Origin of the sequence: Boseongicola aestuarii, assembly GCF_900184815.1 — a bacterium.
Taxonomy (GTDB): Bacteria; Pseudomonadota; Alphaproteobacteria; order Rhodobacterales; family Rhodobacteraceae; genus Boseongicola; species Boseongicola aestuarii.
The window spans coordinates 150,377-171,532 of sequence record NZ_FXXQ01000003.1 but is presented as its reverse complement, the minus strand read 5'-3'; the positions used below and the strand labels follow the sequence as shown (position 1 = coordinate 171,532).

Sequence of the window (21,156 nt, the reverse complement as noted above, 5' to 3'; positions counted from 1 at the left end):
ATTCTTTTTCTTAGTCTTAGTCTTATTTAGCTTCCCTCAAAGGTCAAAATGATGGTGCTCAGTGGTGGCACCGTCACGCGCGCCGATGCAGGCTGGCCATGCCATCCCTCACCGCTCGCGATGACCTCTCCCATGTTCCCGCGGTCTCCGCCGCCATAGACGCTGGCGTCTGTGTTCAAAGCCTCGCGCCAACGGCCTTCGTGCGGCAGGCCGCACTGCCATGCGCTGCGCTCAACCGGCGTAAAATTCGAGATGATCGCGACGGGACGATCCCCTTCGCCGCCCCGCCGGAGCCAGGCGTAAGTGCTCGCATCCGCATCATTGGATTCGATCCATTGGAACCCGTCGGGTTCACAATCCTTTACGTGCAGCGCAGGCTCGGCCCGATAAAGCGCGTTCAGATCCCGCACCAACCGCTGCATACCTGCGTGCATCCCGTCCGCCAGACAGGCCCAGTCCAGCGACTGGTTGTGGTTCCACTCGGCTCGCTGCGCAAATTCCTGCCCCATGAACAAAAGTTTCTTGCCGGGATGCCCCCACATGAACCCGTAATAGGCCCGCAGGTTTGCGAACTTCTCCCAGTCGTCACCCGGCATCTTCGTCAGCATCGACCCTTTGCCGTGCACTACCTCGTCATGACTGATCGGCAGAATGAAATTCTCGGAAAACGCGTAATGCAACCCGAACGTCATTTGGTGGTGATGATGTTTGCGATAGATCGGGTCTTTCTTCACGTATTCCAACGTGTCGTTCATCCAACCCATGTTCCACTTGTAGCCAAACCCAAGGCCACCCGCGTCCACAGGGCGCGAAACCCCCGGAAAACTGGTCGATTCTTCCGCGACGGTCATAATCCCATCGACCTTGCCGTAGGTAGTGACGTTCATCCGCTGCAACATCTCGATGGTCTCGTAATTCTCCCGACCACCGTCCTTGTTCGGCACCCACTCGCCATCCTTGCGCGAATAATCGCGGTAAAGCATCGAGGCTACAGCATCCACGCGCAAGCCATCAATGTGGTATTCTTCCAACCAATACAGGGCGTTAGAGATCAGGTAATTCGCAACCTCGCGCCGTCCGTAGTTATATATGTAGGTGTTCCAATCCTGATGGAACCCTTCGCGCGGATCGGCGTGCTCATACAGGGCCGTGCCGTCAAACCGCCCAAGTCCATGCGCATCCGTCGGGAAATGCCCCGGCACCCAGTCGAGTAGGATACCCAAGCCCTTCAGGTGCGCGGCCTCAACGAAATCGCGGAACTCATGCGGCGGTCCGAACCGAATGGTCGGCGCAAACATCCCAACGGGCTGATACCCCCACGAACCATCAAAAGGAAACTCACTGATCGGCAAGAGCTCGATATGGGTGAAACCCATATCCGCCACGTAGTCGACCAGTTCGGTCACCATTTCCTTGTAGCTGAGCATTCGATGGTCTTCCTCGACTTTCCGCCGCCACGACCCCAGATGTACCTCATAGACACTGATTGGAGCGGTCCGCGCATTGCGGTCACCGCGCTCGGCCATCCACTGGTCGTCGTCCCAGCCGTATCCCGTTATATCGCGCACGACACTGGCATTCTCGGGCGGATGCTGGCTGCCAAAGCCAACCGGGTCCGCTTTCAAAGGCATTGTCGTGCCATCAATCCCTAGAATTTCGTATTTATAAACCGTCCCGTCACCGACACCCGGAACGAAGGTCTCCCAAACGCCGGTCGCCCCGCGTCGCCGCATCGGATGCCGCCGCCCATCCCAGGCATTGAAGTCACCTACAACCGAAACGCGCCGCGCGTTCGGTGCCCAAACCGCGAAATGCGTACCCTGCGCACCCTCATGCTGGATCACATGCGCGCCGAGAACCTGCCAGATGCGCTCGTGCGTGCCTTCGGCCAGAAGATACTCGTCCATCTCGCCCATAACCGGGCCAAAGCGGAAAGCGTCGTCCATTTCCCAGAACCCGCCAGCATCATCCTCGCCGTAAAGACGATAAGCCGTCTTTCCGGGTACCTTGCCGGTAAACACACCAGGCGCATCCGGCACCGCAGAAAGCTCATACTTTTTCTTGCCGACAATCGCGAACATCCGATCCGCACCCGGATCAAAAGCATTCACGAAACGCGCACGTCCTACCTTGTGAGGTCCCAGAACGGCGAAGGGATCATTGTGTTGCCCGACGACAATGCGTCGCGCATCCTCAAGCGAAATCGCGGTATAGGCATCAGTCGCTTTCGACGGCATAACGTCCCCCCGTTCCTTTTTTCGCTCTGTCCGGCCCTTAGGCCGCCGCAATGCTCCTCAGCGGCTTGGGCGGCAAAGCGTCCCATATTTCAGAAGCATAACCACGAATCGTCCGGTCTGACGAGAACCATCCCGAACGCGCCGTATTCAGTGCCGTCATCCGCGCCCAGCGGGCCGGGTCACGGAACGCCGCATCGGCCTCGCGCGACGCGCGCCAGTAGTCGCTGAAATCCGACGCGACAAGGAAGTAGTCGGGCCCCGACACGTTGTCGGCAATGCCACGGAACCGGTCATGATCGCCGTCCGCGAACGTACCGTTGCGCAAGCTGTCCAACGCGCGCGCCAGCTTCGGATCGGCGGCAATCGCCTGTCCTGCGTGGTCCTCGACCTCGCGGCGCGCCCAAACCTCCTGAGCCGTCATCCCAAACAGGAAGAAATTCTCGGCCCCGACATGCTCGCGAATTTCAACGTTCGCACCATCCAAGGTGCCAACCGTCATCGCTCCGTTCAGAGCGAATTTCATGTTGCCAGTGCCGGACGCCTCTTTTCCAGCCGTCGAGATCTGCTCGGACAAATCCGTCGCCGGGATCAATCGCTCGGCCAAAGTAACGTTATAATTCGGAGGATAGACGATCTTCAGCAATTTCGACGTAATCGGATCAGCATTTACGACCCGCGCCACCGAGTTGATCAGATAGATAATATCCTTGGCAAAGTGATAGCCCGGCGCCGCCTTGCCACCAAAGACAACCACCCGCGGCGTCCAGTCGCCATTCGGATTGTCCCGCATCTCCTGCCAGAGCGCGATCGTCTCCAGAATGTTCAGATGTTGGCGTTTGTATTCATGGATACGCTTTATCTGCACGTCAAACATCGCGCTGGGATCAACCTTGACGCCAAGTTCAGTGCCGAACCAGTTCGACAGCGTTTCCTTGTTGGCCCGCTTCGCCGCCGTGAACCGCTCCAGAAACCCGCTATCTGCGATATGCGGCTCTAACTCGACGAGCTTTTCGGCATCGCCAACCCAACCATCACCAATCGCCTGCGTAACTACACCTGCAAGACCCGGATTACACGTCTTCAACCACCGGCGCGGCGTCACACCATTGGTCTGGTTGACGATCCGCTCAGGATGCAAACCGTTCAAGTCCTTGAAAACAGTCTCTTTCATTAGCTCCGTGTGAAGCGCCGAAACGCCATTCACCTTGGACGCCATGACAAAGCTCAACTCGCCCATCTTGACCTGATCGTGTTCGATAATGGTCACGCCGGGATACTGCTGCGAATGGCTTTCGTTTATCATTTCGATCAGACGCATGTGACGCGGCAACAAATGCCCCATCAGACCTTCCGACCACCGCTCAAGCGCTTCCGGCAACAGCGTGTGGTTTGTGTAATTCAGACAGCCGCGCGCCACCATCATCGCATCTGCAAATGGCAGTCCTCGCTCGTCGTGCAACAGGCGCACCAGCTCAGGCCCCGCAATCGCCGGGTGCGTGTCATTCATCTGGATTGCGACCTTCTTCGGCAAGTCGCGCAGATCCGAATGCTCGCTTTCAAACCGCCGCAGGATGTCGCGCAGAGACGCTGCTGTGAAGAAATACTCCTGCTTCAGGCGCAGAGCCTTACCCTCATCTGTCGTGTCGTCCGGATATAGAACCCGGCTGATCGTCCGCGCCAAAGCCTCCGGCTCGGCAGCGCCCGCATAATCACCACGATTGAACAGCCCGAGATCCAGAACCTTCGTCGGCAGCGCTCCCCAAAGCCGAAGTGTGTTCGCCCATTCGCCCTTCCAGCCAATGACCGGAGTATCAAACGCCTGTGCCATCACGGACTCATTCGGCCGCCAAACCGTGCGACCGCCGTTTTCAAACGTCTCACCGGCAAAACCGATCTCAAACGCCGCTTCAGGGCGCTCGAATTCCCAGACGTGCTCCTGCGTCAACCAGTCCTCAGGCTCCTCAACCTGACGACCATGATCGAACCTTTGACGGAAAAGCCCATGCTCATAGCGAATCCCATACCCATAAGCCGGGATTCCAAGCGTCGAGAGGCTCTCGAGAAAACACGCCGCCAACCGGCCCAGACCGCCGTTGCCAAGAGCTGCATCAGGTTCGTCGTGGATGATCTTGTCGAACGGCAAGCCCATGCCGTCAAAAGCCGCTTTTGCTTCATCCAGAATACCGGTGTTGACCATCGCATCTTCCAGAAGACGCCCAATCAGAAACTCCATTGAAAGGTAATAAACCCGTTTCGCACCAGCACGATAAGTTGCACGCGTGGACTGAAACCAAGGGTCCACAATCCGATCCCGCGTCGCAAGCGACAGGGCCACGCGCCAGTCATAAATCGTGGCATGGTCGGCATCTTTTCCAAGACTGTATTTCAGGTGCGAAAGGATCGCGTCCTTCAAAGTCTGATCACCCATAACACTGCTCCTAAACCCAGCACGCACGTGCTTCGTTAGCGTTAACAAAGACGCTTATTCCCATGTTTTATCGACCATGCAACCGACATTTCGCGAATCTTGGCTAAACCGCCATGGTGGCCTGAACAGCCTTGTGCCAGCGCGCATATTTTTGCGCCCGCTCATCTTTCGCCATTTTAGGCTCAAACCGCGCCTCCAAAGCCCAGTTATTCGCAAATGCGTCTTGATCCGGATAAATCCCGGCCTTCATCCCCGCCAGCCAGGCCGCACCCAGCGCCGTCGTTTCCTTCACCTCGGGACGGTCAACCGGCGCTCCGATGATGTCAGACAGGAACTGCATGGTCCAATCGCTCGCAGACATCCCGCCATCGACGCGCAAAACGCCCTTCAGCTCGCCCGGAGCATCGGCCCGCATAGCCTCCAGCAGATCGCGCGTCTGATACCCGACACTCTCCAAAGCCGCCCGCGCAAACTCCGCCGGACCCGAATTTCGCGTCAGCCCGAAAACCGCACCCCGGCAATCCGGCTTCCAATAAGGCGCGCCCAGTCCCGTGAACGCCGGCACCATCACAACCGATTGCATCGGGTCGGCTTTTTCTGCCAAGGGCTGGGTCTCCGGTGCCTCGCGAATGATCTTCAAGCAATCGCGCAACCACTGCACCACCGCTCCCGCAATAAAGATCGAGCCTTCAAGTGCATAGGTCCGCTTGCCGTCCAACTGATAAGCTACCGTCGTCAAAAGGCGGTTGTTCGACCGGATCGGCGTGTCCCCGGTGTTCAAAAGCGCAAAACAACCCGTGCCGTAAGTCGACTTCATCATGCCAGGCTTGAAACATGCCTGCCCAACTGTCGCCGCCTGCTGATCACCTGCGACACCAAGAATGGGGATCTCGCGCCCGAATAAGTCACGCCGCGTCACCCCGAAATCATCCGCCGAGTTCTTAACCTCGGGCAGCACTTCCATCGGAATGTCGAACAGCGCACATATCGTCGTCGACCAGGTCCCTTTTTCGATATCATAAAGCATCGTCCGACACGCATTTGTCGCATCGGTTGCGTGAACGGCACCGCCTGTCAGACGCCAGATGATGTAGGTATCCACCGTCCCAAACAGCAATTCACCCTTCGCCGCCCGCTCGCGCGATCCCGGTACCTTGTCCAGAATCCACTTCAGCTTGGTCGAAGAAAAATATGGATCAAAAAGCAGTCCCGTCTTGCGTGTGATCGTGTCTTCATGACCTGCCGCAACCATTTCCGCGCAATAGTCAGCCGTCCGGCGGTCTTGCCAGACGATCGCATTGTGCAACGGCTCACCTGTCGCTTTGTCCCACACCAAAGTCGTCTCACGCTGATTCGTGATACCAATCGCCGCAATATCCGTCGCGTTTATCCCGGCCTTCTCGATCGCTGCACGACAGGTCGCCGCCACGGTCGACCACAGGTCCGACGGGTCATGCTCGACCCAACCACTTGCCGGATAATGCTGCGGGAATTCCTCTTGCGCGATCGTCTTGATCGTCATCTTTTCATCAAACAAGATCGCCCGGCTTGAAGTCGTGCCCTGATCAATTGCCATTACATATCGCATTTGGTCATCCTCTCCGAATTCGCCTTGTTTTCAGTTCTTGCTGGCTGACACAACCAGAGGCTGCGGCATCGTTTCGTCCAACCGCGCAATCTGCGCGGGCGTCAGACGCAAGCCAAGCTTTGAACGCCGCCAAACGATATCTTCGGCAGATCGCGCATATTCCTTCGACACCAGCCACTTTACTTCGGCATCCGTTAACGTTGCCCCAAAATCCTCGCCCAAATCGTCCGCCGATGCTGCCGAGCCCAATACCATCCAGGCGTCAGTGCCATAGGCACGCACCAGTCGACGCGCCCAGAACGGCGTCAGAAATGGAAAATCCGTCAAAACCCGCGCGACCAGTGCGTCGAAATCCGCGACGGCGAAATCCCCACCAGGCAACGCAACACCCGCCGTCCAGTCCCCCTTCGAATAGGTGAAAAACGGCTCAAGCTTCGCCATCGCCTGTTCGGCCAGCTTGCGGTACGTGGTGATCTTACCGCCGAATACGCTTAAAATGGGCGGGCCATTCTCGTCCAGCGACAGCACGTAGTCGCGCGTCGCCGCAGTAGCGGATTTTGCCCCGTCATCATAAAGCGGACGCACACCGGAGTAGGTCCAGATGATATCCTTGCGGCTGATATCGTTCTTAAAATACCTGTTCACGAAATTAATCAGATAATCGGCCTCGGCGGCGCTGCAGGTCGCCTTGGACGGATCGCCTTCGTATTCCTGGTCTGTTGTCCCGATCAGCGTGAAATCGGTCTCATAGGGGATCGCAAAGATGATCCGCCCGTCCTCGCCTTGAAAGAAATAGCTCTTGTCGTGATCGAACAACCGCTTGGTCACAATGTGCGAGCCCTTAACCAGCCTGACTCCCTCGCTTGTGTTCAGGCGCGCAACGCCGCGGACGATGTCCTCAACCCAAGGCCCACCGGCGTTCACGATAGCCCTCGCCAGATGCGTATGTCGCCCGCCCGTCATCAGATCCAGCGTTTCGATCCGCCAAAGATCGCCTTCGCGTTCCGCCGTCAAAACCCGCGTGCGCACCAAAATCGTTGCTCCGCGTTCCGCGGCATCGCGGGCGTTCAGCGCCACCAATCGGGCATCTTCGACCCAACAGTCTGAATACTCATAGGCCTTTTCGAACTTATCATCCAAAGCCGCACCCGCCGGATCGCGCTTGAGGTTGACCGTCTTCGTACCCGGCAAAATCTCGCGGCCACCAAGGTTGTCATAGGCGTACAATCCCAGCCGGATCATCCAGCCGGGACGCCGCCCGCGCATCCAGGGCATGAAGATGTTCAACAGCTTCGACGCGGGCGTCGAATTCTCGAACCGCATGTCCTTGTGATAGGGCAACACAAAGCGCATCGGCCACGAAATATGCGGCATCGCCTTTAACAGCGTTTCGCGCTCGACCAGGGCCTTCTTGACCAACTCGATTTCGAAGTACTCGAGATATCGCAAACCACCGTGGAAAAGCTTCGTCGAAGCCGAGGAAGTCGCCGAAGCGAGGTCATTCATCTCAGCAAGCTTCACCTGCAGCCCGCGCCCTTGCGCGTCCCGCGCAATGCCAGTGCCGTTGATGCCGCCTCCGATGATGAACAAATCCACAGCGCGATCGGCCATGCTACATTTTCCTTATCGACTTTTTCAGTTTGCGGGTCACTTTTGCCGGCTGCACTCTTTCAGAAACCGTGTGAGGCTACAACGGCGGTTTGTCAGTCCTTCAAGGCGCTTTGCAAATCAAAATTCAAGCAGCAGGATTTCGCCAGAATCGGCGTGCAGACCCAAGCCAGACACCATTCACATCCGATGACGGACCAATACTGGAAAACCTGTCTTTTTGTTGAGAATTTTGCAACAAATTCAGAAACCTAGCCAATTGCCCGAGTTAATTCGTCATGATACGCAATCACCGTTTGTAACAAGTGTGGGGAAAATCATGCTAAAATCTATTTTTGCGGCGTCCATCGTCGCGGCTGCAATGGCGACTAGCGCCAGCGCGGCAACTTTGAACGGTTTCTTTGAAGTCACGGCTGTGAATGCCGTAGAATTGGACCGTGATGCTTCCAAAGCAACAATCGAGAACGCCGAAGCGGCCTATAACGCGATGATCGCCTTCGTATGTGAATCCGCGTGACGATTTCACATACGAAGGCGATCTGCACTTCGGAACGTTCGACGGATCCGACGGCACAACCATCGCCGACTGGCTGGCAACCGGCGGCGGAACCGTCACCGGCCTCGACACCGACTTCGGAGCGCTGCAACTCAGCAAGCCAAGCATCGGTGACGGCACGGCCACAACCACCTTCTTCCTGTTCACAACGATACTGAACATGGTTGGCGACTTCGTGATCGAACACGACGACGGCGTCGCAGTCGGTGACGATGGCGTCCGTATTGGTGGGCGCGAAGGTCCGAACACCGTCAAGACAACCGAAGTCTTCGGCTTCGACGGCGGTGAATTCAGCCTTCTGTATGTCGCAACAAACGGCGATCCATCGGTGCTGAAAGTCAACGGCGACCTGACACCGATCCCGCTTCCGGCAACTCTACCTCTGCTGCTGGTTGGCATGGGCGGTATCGCCATGATGCGCCGCAAGCGCAGCTAAGCGACACTTCTCACAGTGTGAGACTAAGGGCCGTCCCGATTGGGGCGGCCCTTTCTGCTTTTGCCCTCGGCCAACGCTGATCTATCTTTGAAGCAGAAAACAGCTCCAAGGACCTTGCCCATGCGCCGTCTAGCCCTTGCCTGCCTCTTTGCTTTGCTTGCGACTACCACGACAGCCCAGGATCGCCGCATCAGCCATTGCATCGCAATCGCCAACGCAGATCCCGGTCTCGAGTTCATCCAACAGGCCAGTTGGCAAGCCCCCCTGCCCGACGAATTCACCGTCCGCCTGACCTACATCGACCATTCGATGTTCCTCCTTCGGACGGCTGGCGGCCTAAGCGCAATCACCGATTACAATGGCTTCATCGGTCCTGTGACCAAGACCCCCGATATCGTTACGATGAACAACGCGCACGGCACGCACTGGACCGCGTTTCCCAACCCCGACATCCCCCATATACTTGAAGGCTGGCGGCAAGAGGGTCGTCCCGCCGACTATAACCTCGACCTTGGCGAGATGCTGGTGCGCAATGTCACCACCGATATCCGCGACCGTTTCGATGCCGTGACGCGAGTGAAGGACGGCAACTCGATCTTCATCTTCGAAGTCGGGGGGTTGTGTATCGGCCACCTCGGCCACCTCCACCACGAACCAAGCGAACAGCAATACGCCGCCCTTGGCCGCCTCGATGTCGTCATGGCCGCCGTAGACGGAGGCCTCACCGTCGACACTCCTACAATGACGCGCATCATCACGCGTCTCAAATCATCCATCGTCCTGCCAATGCACTGGTTTTCCCGCCAATCGCTTGAACGCTTTCTGACCAGCATCTCGGATGACTTCGACATCGACCGTAGCGGCGAAACATCGCTGGAAGTGTCCCTTCGCACGCTGCCAAGCCGTCCGACAGTGGTTGTGTTAGAACCCCGTTTCCTGACTATGGAAGATTGACACCCCGCCTCGCGAAAGACCAACGTCTCAAATGCTGAACGCCTTCACTCTTGATACCGCCAGCGCCCTTGGCGCCGCGCTCCCCGAACTGCGCCTGAAACCCGCCGAGCAACGCTACCTCGAAGAACCGCGCGGCAAATGGACCGGCCTGCCAACCTATGTCGCAGCCCCCCGCACCACCGAAGACGTCGCAGCCATCATCCGCTTCGCCAATACCCACAAATTCGGCATTCAACCCTACGGTGGCGGCACCGGCCTTGTCGGCGGTCAACTGACCACCAAAGGCCCCGAGCCCCTGATCCTGTCGCTGGAAAACATGAACGCCATCCGCGCCATTCACTCGCAGGAAAACGCCCTGATTGCCGAAGCGGGCGTGACGCTTGAGACCATCCACAACGCAGCAGCCGACATCAACCGGCTGTTCCCGCTGACCTATGGCAGCAAAGGCACCGCACAGATCGGCGCGGGCCTCGCTGTAAATTCCGGCGGTCTCAACGTGCTGCGCTACGGTATGGCACGTGACCTCTGCCTCGGCATTGAAGCAGTCTTGCCAAACGGCGATATTCTCCACGGCCTGAAGCGCTTGCGCAAAGACAACACCGGCTACGACCTGCGCCACTTGCTCATTGGCTCAGAGGGCACACTTGGCATCATTACCGCCGCCGCGCTGAAACTTTCGCCGCGCCCTGCGCACACCGCAACGGCGTTTCTTGCGGTCAACAACCCGACTGCCGCGCTTGATCTTCTCGCGCGCACATGGGACACGGCGGGCGAAGTCATCTCGGCCTTCGAAATTCTGAACAGCACGGGGTTTCATTTTCTCAAAGAGAAATTCCCCGACACACGCCAGCCCTTCGAGACACCCCCCGACTGGTCTGTCCTCGTCGAAATCGCGACCCCAGCGGGAACCGACCCGCAAACGATCCTCGAAACGGTCTTCGCAGAAGCCTATGAGGCCGATCTCGTCACCGACGGCCTAATCGCCTCCAGCGGCCAACAGGCCGACGACTTCTGGACCGTGCGTGAAACAATCCCACTCGCCAATCGCGCCATCGGCGCCATTGCCAGCCACGATATCTCGCTGCCGCTGTCGCACTTGGCCGAATTCATCGACACGACCGGCAAAAACCTCGCGAAAATCGCCCCTGTGCGCATCAATTGCTTCGGCCACCTCGGAGACGGCAACCTCCATTACAACGTCTACCCACCCGCCGGAAAAGACCGAAAAGACTTCGCGGGCGTCGCCGCCAAGATTTCAGACCGCGTGCACGATAACGTCGTCGAACGGGGCGGAAGCTTCAGCGCCGAACATGGGATCGGGCGCCTGAAGACCGCAGACCTCGCGCGCTATGGTGATCCTGCGAAACTGACGGCGATGCGGACCCTCAAGAACGCCCTCGACCCGAACGGCATCCTCAACCCCGGCGTCGTCATCACCTGAATAGTCAAACACGCAAACAAGAACCCCGCCGAACGTTTCGGCGGGGTCATTACTCGTCTGGTACCTGCATGCCTGCTCGAATTACTCCGCAAGGCTTAAATTAACCTTAATGAACGCGTCTCAACGGTGCAGAACTCATAGCCCCTCGAACTCGCACAGCACTTCGACGTCCATGCCCAGCGCTTCAAGCCGCTTGCGGCCCCCAAGGTCGGGCAAATCAATGATGAACGCGCAGCCAATAATATCTGCGCCCATCTGCTCCAACAGCTTTATCCCGGCCTCCGCCGTTCCCCCCGTGGCCAGCAGATCATCAACGACCAGCACCTTTTCACCGGGCTGAACCGCATCGTCATGGACCTCCATGATCGCCTCGCCATACTCAAGCTTGTATGCCTGCGCCAATGTCTTTCCGGGTAGTTTGCCCTTCTTGCGAATAGGCACGAAACCAACCGACAACTGATGCGCAATCGCCCCCCCGATGATGAAGCCCCGCGCCTCAAGACCTACGACCTTATCGATACGCTCGCCTGCATAAGGGTGTAGCAACTGATCAATACACATCCGAAATCCGCGCGGATCAGCAAAAAGTGTTGTGACATCCCGAAACAAAATGCCTTCATGCGGGAAATCCACAATCGTGCGAATATAATCTTTGACGGTCTTTTTGGTGGTGTTCATGTCCGGCCCTGTCTGGTCGCTTGCTTGGACATCACATCCCGCACACCAAGGTTTGGCAAGTGACAATGAGCGAAAAACCAAAGACATCCCGCCGCGATCTCTTCCTTGGCCTCGGAGCCATCGCCCTCGTCGGCGGAGGATGGCAGGCCTGGGTCCACCGTCCGCGGAAGATGACCTTTGAACCCATTGACGGCCTTCCGGGCTGGCGAAAGACTGTCTTCGAAGGAGTCTCGGCACCGCGCGGCGGACTTTCGACGACCGCCGCCTTCGCAGGACTCGGCAACGAAACTACGAACCCGACCACCCTGTCACCCGAACAACTCTGCCGAACTTTGTTTCAGGATGCTGAAGATGGAAGGGCCCCGGTTGCCGCCTTTTCCGACTTTTTCTGCCCCTACTGCCGCACTCTGACCGAGCGCCTCGCCGCCCGCGCGTCCGATGCAGCCTCACAACCAGCCATCACATGGCACGAACTGCCGCTGCTCGGGCCATCATCCGTCATTGCGGCCCGTGCCGCCGTCGCCGCCGACCTGCAAGGGCGATACCCGGAATTTCAGGCGGCTCTGAACAGCTCGCAATTTCGCCCAACCACCCGCCACATCGCAGACACCGCCGATGCGGCTGGCGTGCGTCCCGGAAAGCTCCTGATTGATATGGACGGCCAGATCGTGGCAAGCCGCCTTGCCCGCAGCCGGGCCGCCGCTCAAACTCTCGGCATCTACGGCACCCCAGCCCTCGTCATCGGCCGCACCCTCGTCATCGGTGAAATCAGCGACCGCAACCTTGACGAATTGCTTGCCGCCGAAGCCAACACACCCGCGTCCTGCTAGCCCAGCATCCGCCCGGCCACCGCATCCAACTTTGCAACCAACGCCGGATCACGCTTCTCCGGCGCGGTCAAAATCGCATATTCCAATGCGCGGTCACAGCCATGCGGACAGGTCTCACGATCAGCACCCAAAAGCGCCGGCAAACCCGCAACCATGGTGCGCGCTTTTTCGGCATTGCCCATCAACGTCGCGATGATCTGCGTGACATCCACCTCACCGTGATCCGGATGCCACGAGTCATAATCCGTTATCATCGCCACCGACGCATAGCAAAGCTCCGCCTCTCGTGCCAGTTTCGCCTCCGGCATATTCGTCATGCCAATCACGTCACAGCCCCAAACCTCACGGTACATCCTCGACTCCGCCAAGGTCGAAAACTGCGGCCCCTCCATTGCCAGATACGTCCCACCCCTATGGACCGTCACCCCGGCGTCCCGCGCCGCCGTCTCACAGGCATCGCTCAACCGGGGACAGGTCGGATGCGCCACACTCACATGCGCCACACAACCCATTCCAAAAAATGACTTCTCGCGCGCAATCGTGCGATCCACGAACTGATCCACGACGACAAAATCCCCCGGCGCCATCGCGTCACGAAATGACCCGCAAGCCGACACCGAAATCACATCGGTAACCCCAAGCCGCTTCAAAGCATCAATATTCGCACGATACGGCACCGTCGTCGGACTGTGCACATGCCCGCGCCCATGGCGCGGCAGAAACGCCATTGCTACACCACCCAACGAACCGGTCAAAATCTGATCTGACGGCGCGCCCCAGGGGCTTTCGACGTCCACCCAATTCGCATCTTCCAGCCCTGCGATCTCATACAAACCGCTGCCACCGATCACTCCGATCATCGTCTGACCGCTCATCTCACGCCTCCAATTCCGTTCTGCCAGAACACTAGACGCGCTCCCCCCAGATGCAACCGGACCATGATCACAATTCACCCTTTCAAAAATACCAAAACACAGCCTCTGAATGCGAAAAAACGCCCGCCATTCCTGGCGAGCGTGTTTTCATCCCGGTAGCTTGGGTCCCCGATGCCGCGGGCTGGGTGGGGGCTGTTAATCCACGGCACCGGGGATAGCGTTAGTTCGCTACATAATCTCAATGAATGCCAAACACGGCGACATAAGGGGCCGATAACGCCGCCCCAAGGGTAATTTTGTGGCGAAGTTGAGGCGAGGCTTGATTTGCTGCTCCACCACAGGCAGGCTCATGCTATGAACATCCAAAACACCACCCCCTTTCCTAACACCGGCAAGCCGACCGATCAGGTCGCCTTTCATCGAACGGAACTTTCTTTGATTCTAGGTGTTTACGGGCAAATGGTCGCGGCTGGAGAGTGGCGCGATTACGGTATGTCCTTCCTCAGGGACGTGGCTATCTTCTCCGTGTTTCGCCGGACAGCCGAGCACCCGATCTATCGGATCGAAAAACGTCCCAAGCTGCGCGGCAAACAGGGGATGTATTCGGTGATCGCTATGGACGGACAGATTCTCAAACGCGGCCACGACTTGAAAACCGTCCTGCGTGTCCTTGAGCGCAAACTCATCCGCGCCATAGACTAACCGCGAAGTACCACCCAATCCGGTCGCAATCGCAGCGTCACCGGCCCCGTATCGCTCGCCGCAATCCGAGCGACAGCCGCCTCGACCGTTTCCTCTACCACCGCCATGTGATGCGCATTCGCATGAACGAGCGTGCGCTCGCCGCTCGCAATGGCAACATGCCCCTTCCAGAACACCAAATCCCCGGCCTGCAACGCCTCTTCAGCCCCCAGCGCGCGCCCGTCCATCGCCGCCTGAACATCGCTGTCCGGCGGACAAGCAAAACCACCGCTGCGAAAGGCGACCTGAACCAACCCAGAACAATCGATCCCGCTTGGCTCGTTTCCGGCCCAGACATATGGCGTTCCCAGAAACGCCCGCGCTGTTGCGACGACGCTGTCCGCCCAGTCTCCAAGTTCACGCAGATGCGCAACCGGAACAAACCCCGTCCCGCCCGGCACCTCTATCTCGCACCACCCTCCGGCTTGCCTCAAGACACGCAAACGCGCCGTCATCGGCAAGAACGACACCGGCTCGCTCTTGATCGAAGGAGACGGCCAGAGGCGCGTCAAAAGCGCCGAAACCCAATGGGTCGGCGCGACAGGGGCCCCTAGCGTCGCAAGTGGCAAATACCCCAGGTATCCGTCCTTGACCGAGACCCCGAACGCAAACCCTTCGATGACCTCCAGCACGTCGAACCGGTCCCCGATCAAAAGCTGGCGATCGCACGCACCATCCGGTGCGGCTCGCAAGAATGCGCACTCCACAAGACCCCTCGCCTCTCCGGCCGCCGCATGCCCTGGCGCAAGGAACCGCCGGTCCGTCACTTTTCAAGCATCCCCGGAAGTGCTTGGTAAAGCGCCCGTATCGCCTGGCCCGCACCGCCTTTCGGGCGACCCGGCTCAGCCGATGGAGACCAGCCGAACACGTCAAAATGCATATAGCGCGGCGTCTCGGTCACAAAGCGGCGCAAGAACAATGCCGCAGTAATGGATCCCGCGAACCCACCCGAGGGCGAGTTGTCCAAATCGGCGATACCGGGCTCGATCATCGTCTCGTAAGGCAGCCAGAACGGCATCCGCCACACCGGATCGCGCACCATTGCCGCCGCCGCTTCAAGCGCCGCCGCATCGCTTGCATCGGTCGCATAATAAGGCGCAATATCCGGGCCGACCGCAACCCGCGCCGCGCCTGTCAAAGTGGCCATCGAAATGATCAGATCGCTCGCTCCTTCGTCCGCCAGCGACAGGGCATCCGCCAGAACCAGACGACCCTCTGCATCGGTATTGTTGATCTCAACAGTCAATCCCTTGCGCGACGTCAGGATATCACCGGGCCGGAACGCGTCACCGGCGACCGCATTTTCCACCGCGGGAATCAGAACTCGCAACCGAACCGGGGCGGCCCCGTCCATGATCATATGCGCAAGCCCCAGCACATTCGCAGCGCCGCCCATGTCCTTCTTCATCAAACCCATTGATGCACCGGGCTTCAGATTGAGACCACCGGTATCGAAACAGACACCCTTGCCGACCAGCGTCACGCGCGGTCCTTCGCTGCCCCAAGTCATCTCGATCAGACGCGGCGCGCGCGGCGATGCCCGTCCGACTGTGTGGATCAAGGGATAGCCTTCTTCCAGCGCTTTGCCCGCCGTGACCGAGACCTCGGCGCCATGCGCCGTAGCCAGATCACGCGCCGCGGCTTCAAGCTCGTCCGGCCCCATATCGTTGGCGGGCGTATTGATCAGATTACGGGTCAAAGCCTCCCCTGCCGCGACCCGCTCCAGTAGCGCCGCATCCACCCCTTTGGGCGCAACCAGCATCGCCTTGGGAGGCGGCGCAGCGGCATACTTTTCAAACCGGTAACCCGCCAAGAGCCAGCCCAGCGCCGCTTCAGCCAAATCGTCACCCTCAAGCGACGTTTGGAATTCCCAGGCACCTTCGGGCAGGTTCGCGCGCAAACCGGCCACGACAAACCGCTTGCGGGCCCGCGTCTTGGCGTCTCCAACCCCCCCCGCCGCCGCAACGACCTCACCTGTTTCACCGGGGATCAGAACAACCTGACCCGCTCCCGCGGAAAAGGCGGATGCCTGAACAAAAGCCTGCGCACGCGCGTCGAGGCCAAGGCGCCAGTCCTCAAGACCCTCCTTGGACACCAAATGCAGTGGTCGGGTCGGCGCGTCGGAAGACGCGAAAGTCATGGACGTCATCTAAGTCAGGCCTTCTTTCAGTTCGAAAACAGCCTATCCGCTTTGACCCCCACCACAAGTCCCGACGCCCATCATCTTTGCAAAAGCGCCAAATCCCCAAACGCGGCAAGCGAGCCCTCACCCACACGCACAAGCCGTGCCACCAGGGCCGCAAGAGCCGCCTGATCCGAAGTCCCCGCCACCGCCGCGACCCGCGCCGCCACAAGTGCGACGGTCTGCATACCCAGTTGTTCGGACATGCCGACGACGGATCGCGCAACCTTGGCCAACCGCTGGAATTCCCCCGCGCGCCATGCCGCCTCAACAGCCGTGAGACGCTCGACGATTTCCTCCAGCGCTGCAAAAGCAATGAATTCCGCCCGCGGAACCCCCTTGTCCCGCGCAAGGTCGACCAAATGCCCTGCATCAACGAAAATCATTTCAACCGGACGCGCATACACGATATTGTCCATCTTTACCGCTCCACACCATCTTCCCCACTCGCGGGTCGGGTGTAATTGCGCTCGGCAAAGAATTGATTGATACAGAGAAGAAAATATCGCGCCTTTAGCTTGAATTATTCAAAACACGGCCTCGGGGACCAGGAACATGAAGCAAGCTCGCCCGCTTCCGGGATATCTTGTCAGTCGCTACAAAGGCTGGAAAGCAACCACCTATGACGAAAATCAGGCTTGGTATCGTCATCTTGCAGCTGACGGCCAGCATCCCCGTGCGATGTTGATTTCCTGCTGCGACAGCCGCGTCCACGTTACGTCCATCTTCGGCGCGGACTCGGGCGAATTCTTCATTCACCGCAATATCGCAAGCCTCGTGCCGCCCTGCGAACCCGGCGGCAACCATCACGGCACTTCGGCCGCCATCGAATACGCCGTGACCGGCCTCAAGGTCGCGCATGTGATCGTCATGGGCCATTCTTATTGTGGGGGCGTCGCGGGCTGCCATGCCATGTGTTCCGGCAAGGCACCCGAACTTGAAGAAAGCACCAGCTTTGTCGGTCGCTGGATGGATATCCTGCGCCCCGGCTATGATCGCCTGTTACCGATCAAGGACGAAGACACGTTCCTTCGTGACCTCGAAAAGGAAGCCGTGCTGATCTCGCTTGAAAACCTGATGACCTTCCCGTTCGTATCCGAACGTGTCGAACGCGGCGACCTTACTCTGCACGGCCTGTGGAAAGACATAACCAACGGCAGTCTGCTGAACTACGATCCGCGCGCAGACGGATTCGTTCCGGTCTGACCGCCTATTTTTCCGACCAGTCCAGAATGACCTCGGTGTCGTTGTGACGACTGCGGCTCGACTGGAAAACCGGATGCGGCGCATGAGACGCACGAAACCGCCGCAGGACATTCAAGGCATCCCGCGCCTTTTCGGACATGCTTTCCGCGCTGGAATGCTGTTGTGGAGTTTCTTCAAAATTCAGGGTCATTTTGATGTCCTTCACTGATCAAGGCAGCGCATAGTGTCATTGGAAAGGAACGGCCCGCCTCACGATGTTGGTTCCGGCAGTCGCGCGCGAAGACGTCCTTGAAGAGGTGCGCCCTGCGCACGCGCCGCGCGTCCCGTCGCCAGCGAAATTACATCCGCCGGACGCAACCGCCGCATTGGGCTCGTACAAGCTGCGCCGGTAAAGGCGACGATGCGGTCCTTGGCCGGACAGGTCTGGCTTGCCAAATCATCCGAGGCCACCGCGAGACGTTCCATCGCCTTCTGTTCGCGCACTCTGAGGCGCTTGTTCAAAAACAAAACCCGATCCTCTGGATTTGGCATATTGGCGCACAACCTCGCTGCGTGACTTCTTCAAGTGCCCAAAACTTCAGCCGGATTATGGCGGGATTTGTGCCGAATAACGGCAGGATTGCGGCAGACGCCGCATATGTACTCGCAGGAAGGTCTTTTGGATGATCAAAGCGACGCCATAAGCCTTGAACACAAGCCTCTGCGTGCGCGAAGACAATACCTTGAAAGCTCGGTTACTATTTCTGCGGCCGCCCCTCTGGAACAACAACAGTGGACGCCCAACCTGATCACTGACAAGGAAGCGTGAACAATGCAAAAAGGGCGCTCCACCGGAGCGCCCCTGAAAACCTCTTTTCGATTCTGTCGGGTCAGCCCTTTTTCAGAATCCGATTACCCAAGAGTTCAGCGATCTGCACCGCGTTCAACGCCGCGCCCTTGCGCAGATTGTCGCTGACACACCAGAGGTTCAGACCATTGTCGATCGTGCTGTCCTGACGGATGCGGCTGATAAAAGTGGCAAAGTCACCTACACATTCAATAGGCGTCACATAGCCACCATCTTCGCGCTTATCGACCACCATGATACCGGGGCTGACCCGCAGGATATCGCGGGCTTCGTCCTCATCAAGGTGCTCTTCCGTCTCGATGTTGATGGCTTCGGAATGACCGACGAAAACGGGCACGCGCACACAGGTGGCCGTAACCTTGATCTTCGGATCGACGATCTTCTTGGTCTCGGCGACCATCTTCCACTCTTCCTTGGTCGAGCCGTCCTCCATGAAGACGTCGATGTGAGGGATGACGTTGAACGCAATCTGCTTGGTGAATTTCTTGGCAGGCTTGTTGTCAGTCGGATTATAAATCGACTTGGTCTGATCCCAAAGTTCGTCGATACCTTCCTTGCCCGCACCGGAAACGGATTGATACGTGCTGACCACCACGCGCTTGATCTTGGCGCGATCATGCAAGGGCTTCAGCGCCACAACCATCTGCGCCGTCGAACAATTCGGGTTCGCGATGATGTTCTTCTTGGAATAGCCCTCAATTGCATCCGGGTTCACTTCCGGTACGATCAGCGGAACGTCCGGGTCATAGCGATAGAGCGACGAGTTATCGATCACCACGCAACCGGCTTTGGCGGCCTTCGGCGCATAAATCTTGGTCGCATCCGACCCAATCGCGAACAAGGCAATGTCGAACCCGGTAAAATCAAACGTGTCGAGATCTTTCGTCTTGAGCGTCTCATCTCCAAAGCTGACCTGTGTGCCAAGCGATTTGCGGCTGGCAAGAGCCACAACTTCATCGGCAGGGAACTGGCGCTCGGCCAGGATGTTCAGCATTTCGCGGCCCACGTTCCCCGTGGCGCCGGCGACGACGATGCGATAACCCACTTTGATCTCCATATGGTTTGGTTTGTCACAGAACGCGCGGGCTATACCGCGCTGGTCACGCAGGGGAAAGCATCAAAGGCGCGCAAGGGTTGGATTTGTGCTTATCGGGCACGAAGTGGCCATAGCTGAGCGGCATGAAACCGAGGCGAACCGCGGGTTTGAGGCAGAAGTGTTTGTTTGCCTCTGCAAGTCTCTGCGAGGAAATAGACTAATGCACCTTGCGCATACTCTTTGTTATCGTGAACGCAGCATGAAGTGTCAGGGATTTTGTGGTGACGATGGAAGATGCAATACTCGTCATGAACGCCGGCTCGTCGAGTCTGAAGTTCCAGGTTTATCTCATCGAATCGGGCGGCGTTCGCAGTATCAGACGTGGGGCTATCGATGGTATTGGCGTAAGTCCCCGTATGAGAATTCTCGATGCGGACAAGAAGCTCATTCACGAAAGAAAGATGGCGCCGACCGAAGTACCCGATCTGCCTTCAGCAATTGCGGAAATGACAGGCTGGCTGCAGACCGTTGAGGGTATTCAATTGCGCGCAATCGGGCATCGCATTGTGCACGGTGGCCCAAATCATGCCGATCCGGTGCAGATCACGCCCGAAATCATCGAAGAGCTTACCGCCTTTCAGGAGCTTGCTCCACTCCACCAGCCGAACAATCTTGCACCTATCCGACTGGCGATGCAGGTCGCCCCGCATGTGCCGCAAATCGCCTGTTTTGATACAGCTTTCCATCGCGGACATCCTGAACATACCGATTGTTATGCCTTGCCAAAGAGCTTTTACGACAATGGTATGCGCCGGTACGGTTTTCACGGGCTGTCGTATAAGTACATCTCTCAAAAGCTGCGCGAGATAGCCCCTGACCTGGCCGTCGGGCGGGTGATCGTCGCGCATCTTGGCAGCGGTGCATCCATGTGCGCCCTGCAGAACGGTGTGAGCATCGAAAGCACCATGGGTTTTACGGCTCTGGATGGCATTCCAATGGGCACGCGTCCGGGGCAACTGGATTCCGGCGTTGTTCTGTACATGATGAGCCACATGGGCAAGACCGCGCAGGAAATTACCGATTTGCTCTATCATGAGGCCGGATTGAAAGGTTTGTCCGGTATTTCCGCGGATATGCGTATCCTGCTCAAGACTGATGACCCCCGAGCACGGCTGGCGATAGATCATTTCGTGCACAGGTGCGGGCTTTACGCGGGAATGCTTGCCGCAGCCATGGGCGGCGTGGATGGATTTGTTTTTACTGCCGGCATAGGTGAGAATTCACCCGAAATCAGAGCCCGGATCATCGAAAAACTTGAATGGCTCGGAGCTGACATCGATCCGGACGCCAATGCCTCCGGCGCAACGCTCATTTCCGCTCCCGCCAGCAAACTTTCCGTCTACAGAATTCCCACAAACGAAGAGCTGGTGATTGCAGGGGAGACGTCTGGTTTCCTGCGCAAGTCCTGAAGGGAGAGTTCAAGCCCGCTTCGTCCGCACGCCCGACCCCCCTT

Annotated in this window: 20 protein-coding genes; 8 read left to right on the top strand and 12 right to left on the bottom strand. The window is 58.2% G+C overall.

From position 1 onward, the window contains the following. Positions 1-26: 26 nt before the first annotated feature. From glgB to glpD, 4 genes are all read right to left on the bottom strand, one after another. A complete protein-coding gene (gene glgB / locus BOA8489_RS06585; protein WP_093973212.1) occupies positions 27-2,237 on the bottom strand; it encodes a 1,4-alpha-glucan branching protein GlgB in 2,211 nt (736 codons plus the stop codon). Between the two features lie 37 nt (positions 2,238-2,274). After that, the gene (locus BOA8489_RS06580) at positions 2,275-4,665 is read right to left on the bottom strand and encodes a glycogen/starch/alpha-glucan phosphorylase (protein WP_093973211.1); all 2,391 of its coding nucleotides are present in this window, start codon (positions 4,663-4,665) and stop codon (positions 2,275-2,277) included. A gap of 103 nt (positions 4,666-4,768) precedes the next feature. Beyond that, positions 4,769-6,253, bottom strand: coding sequence for a glycerol kinase GlpK (gene glpK / locus BOA8489_RS06575; protein WP_093973210.1), 1,485 nt, complete (start codon positions 6,251-6,253; stop codon positions 4,769-4,771). 30 nt (positions 6,254-6,283) lie between these two features. Then, positions 6,284-7,864 carry a glycerol-3-phosphate dehydrogenase gene (gene glpD, locus BOA8489_RS06570; RefSeq protein ID WP_093973209.1) on the bottom strand — a complete coding sequence of 527 codons (1,581 nt, stop codon included), beginning with the start codon at positions 7,862-7,864 and terminating at the stop codon, positions 6,284-6,286. A gap of 316 nt (positions 7,865-8,180) precedes the next feature. Here glpD and BOA8489_RS06565 point away from each other — a divergent pair, with 316 nt between their 5' ends. The 4 genes from BOA8489_RS06565 (at position 8,181) to BOA8489_RS06550 (ending at position 11,248) form a co-directional block, all read left to right on the top strand. After that, entirely contained in the window at positions 8,181-8,378 is a 198-nt protein-coding gene (locus BOA8489_RS06565; protein ID WP_093973208.1) for a hypothetical protein, read from the top strand. Continuing rightward, on the top strand, positions 8,365-8,853 hold the full coding sequence (locus tag BOA8489_RS06560; RefSeq protein ID WP_093973207.1) for a VPLPA-CTERM sorting domain-containing protein: 489 nt from the start codon (positions 8,365-8,367) through the stop codon (positions 8,851-8,853). Before BOA8489_RS06565 ends, BOA8489_RS06560 begins: the two co-directional genes overlap by 14 nt. 120 nt (positions 8,854-8,973) lie before the next feature. After that, positions 8,974-9,807, top strand: coding sequence for an MBL fold metallo-hydrolase (locus tag BOA8489_RS06555; RefSeq protein ID WP_093973206.1), 834 nt, complete (start codon positions 8,974-8,976; stop codon positions 9,805-9,807). 31 nt (positions 9,808-9,838) lie between these two features. After that, a complete protein-coding gene (locus tag BOA8489_RS06550) occupies positions 9,839-11,248 on the top strand; it encodes an FAD-binding oxidoreductase (RefSeq protein WP_093973205.1) in 1,410 nt (469 codons plus the stop codon). Between the two features lie 135 nt (positions 11,249-11,383). Here BOA8489_RS06550 and BOA8489_RS06545 read toward each other — a convergent pair whose 3' ends face one another. Beyond that, on the bottom strand, positions 11,384-11,926 hold the full coding sequence (locus BOA8489_RS06545; protein ID WP_093973204.1) for an adenine phosphoribosyltransferase: 543 nt from the start codon (positions 11,924-11,926) through the stop codon (positions 11,384-11,386). A gap of 65 nt (positions 11,927-11,991) precedes the next feature. Between BOA8489_RS06545 and BOA8489_RS06540 the strand changes: the two genes are divergently transcribed. Then, entirely contained in the window at positions 11,992-12,756 is a 765-nt protein-coding gene (locus BOA8489_RS06540; RefSeq protein WP_093973203.1) for a DsbA family protein, read from the top strand. Here BOA8489_RS06540 and BOA8489_RS06535 read toward each other — a convergent pair. After that, positions 12,753-13,631 (bottom strand): S-methyl-5'-thioadenosine phosphorylase, encoded by an 879-nt coding sequence (locus tag BOA8489_RS06535; protein WP_093973202.1) that lies wholly within the window; start codon positions 13,629-13,631, stop codon positions 12,753-12,755. The genes BOA8489_RS06540 and BOA8489_RS06535 overlap by 4 nt on opposite strands. Positions 13,632-13,985: 354 nt before the next feature. On the opposite strand from BOA8489_RS06535, the gene BOA8489_RS06530 reads away from it, so the two are divergent. Continuing rightward, a complete protein-coding gene (locus BOA8489_RS06530) occupies positions 13,986-14,333 on the top strand; it encodes a DUF2794 domain-containing protein (protein ID WP_093973201.1) in 348 nt (115 codons plus the stop codon). On the opposite strand, the gene BOA8489_RS06525 is transcribed toward BOA8489_RS06530, so the two are convergent. The 3 genes from BOA8489_RS06525 to BOA8489_RS06515 all read right to left on the bottom strand — a co-directional run bounded on the left by BOA8489_RS06525 (position 14,330) and on the right by BOA8489_RS06515 (position 16,973). After that, on the bottom strand, positions 14,330-15,139 hold the full coding sequence (locus BOA8489_RS06525; protein ID WP_093973200.1) for an NlpC/P60 family protein: 810 nt from the start codon (positions 15,137-15,139) through the stop codon (positions 14,330-14,332). The two genes, BOA8489_RS06530 and BOA8489_RS06525, sit on opposite strands and share 4 nt — an antisense overlap. Next, entirely contained in the window at positions 15,136-16,512 is a 1,377-nt protein-coding gene (locus tag BOA8489_RS06520; protein WP_093973350.1) for a leucyl aminopeptidase family protein, read from the bottom strand. Before BOA8489_RS06520 ends, BOA8489_RS06525 begins: the two co-directional genes overlap by 4 nt. 80 nt (positions 16,513-16,592) lie before the next feature. Beyond that, positions 16,593-16,973, bottom strand: coding sequence for a hypothetical protein (locus tag BOA8489_RS06515; RefSeq protein WP_093973199.1), 381 nt, complete (start codon positions 16,971-16,973; stop codon positions 16,593-16,595). A 136-nt stretch (positions 16,974-17,109) separates the two neighbouring features. Here BOA8489_RS06515 and BOA8489_RS06510 point away from each other — a divergent pair, with 136 nt between their 5' ends. Next, positions 17,110-17,760 (top strand): carbonic anhydrase, encoded by a 651-nt coding sequence (locus tag BOA8489_RS06510; protein ID WP_093973198.1) that lies wholly within the window; start codon positions 17,110-17,112, stop codon positions 17,758-17,760. A 4-nt stretch (positions 17,761-17,764) separates the two neighbouring features. On the opposite strand, the gene BOA8489_RS06505 is transcribed toward BOA8489_RS06510, so the two are convergent. The 3 genes from BOA8489_RS06505 to BOA8489_RS06495 all read right to left on the bottom strand — a co-directional run bounded on the left by BOA8489_RS06505 (position 17,765) and on the right by BOA8489_RS06495 (position 19,652). Further along, a complete protein-coding gene (locus BOA8489_RS06505) occupies positions 17,765-17,950 on the bottom strand; it encodes a hypothetical protein (RefSeq protein ID WP_093973197.1) in 186 nt (61 codons plus the stop codon). 59 nt (positions 17,951-18,009) lie between these two features. Further along, complete coding sequence (locus BOA8489_RS06500) at positions 18,010-18,291, bottom strand: hypothetical protein (protein ID WP_093973196.1); 282 nt, start codon at positions 18,289-18,291, stop codon at positions 18,010-18,012. Positions 18,292-18,629: 338 nt separating this feature from the next. Continuing rightward, complete coding sequence (locus BOA8489_RS06495; RefSeq protein ID WP_093973349.1) at positions 18,630-19,652, bottom strand: aspartate-semialdehyde dehydrogenase; 1,023 nt, start codon at positions 19,650-19,652, stop codon at positions 18,630-18,632. A 278-nt stretch (positions 19,653-19,930) separates the two neighbouring features. Between BOA8489_RS06495 and BOA8489_RS06490 the strand changes: the two genes are divergently transcribed. Further along, a complete protein-coding gene (locus tag BOA8489_RS06490) occupies positions 19,931-21,112 on the top strand; it encodes an acetate/propionate family kinase (RefSeq protein ID WP_093973195.1) in 1,182 nt (393 codons plus the stop codon). Positions 21,113-21,156 lie beyond the last annotated feature (44 nt).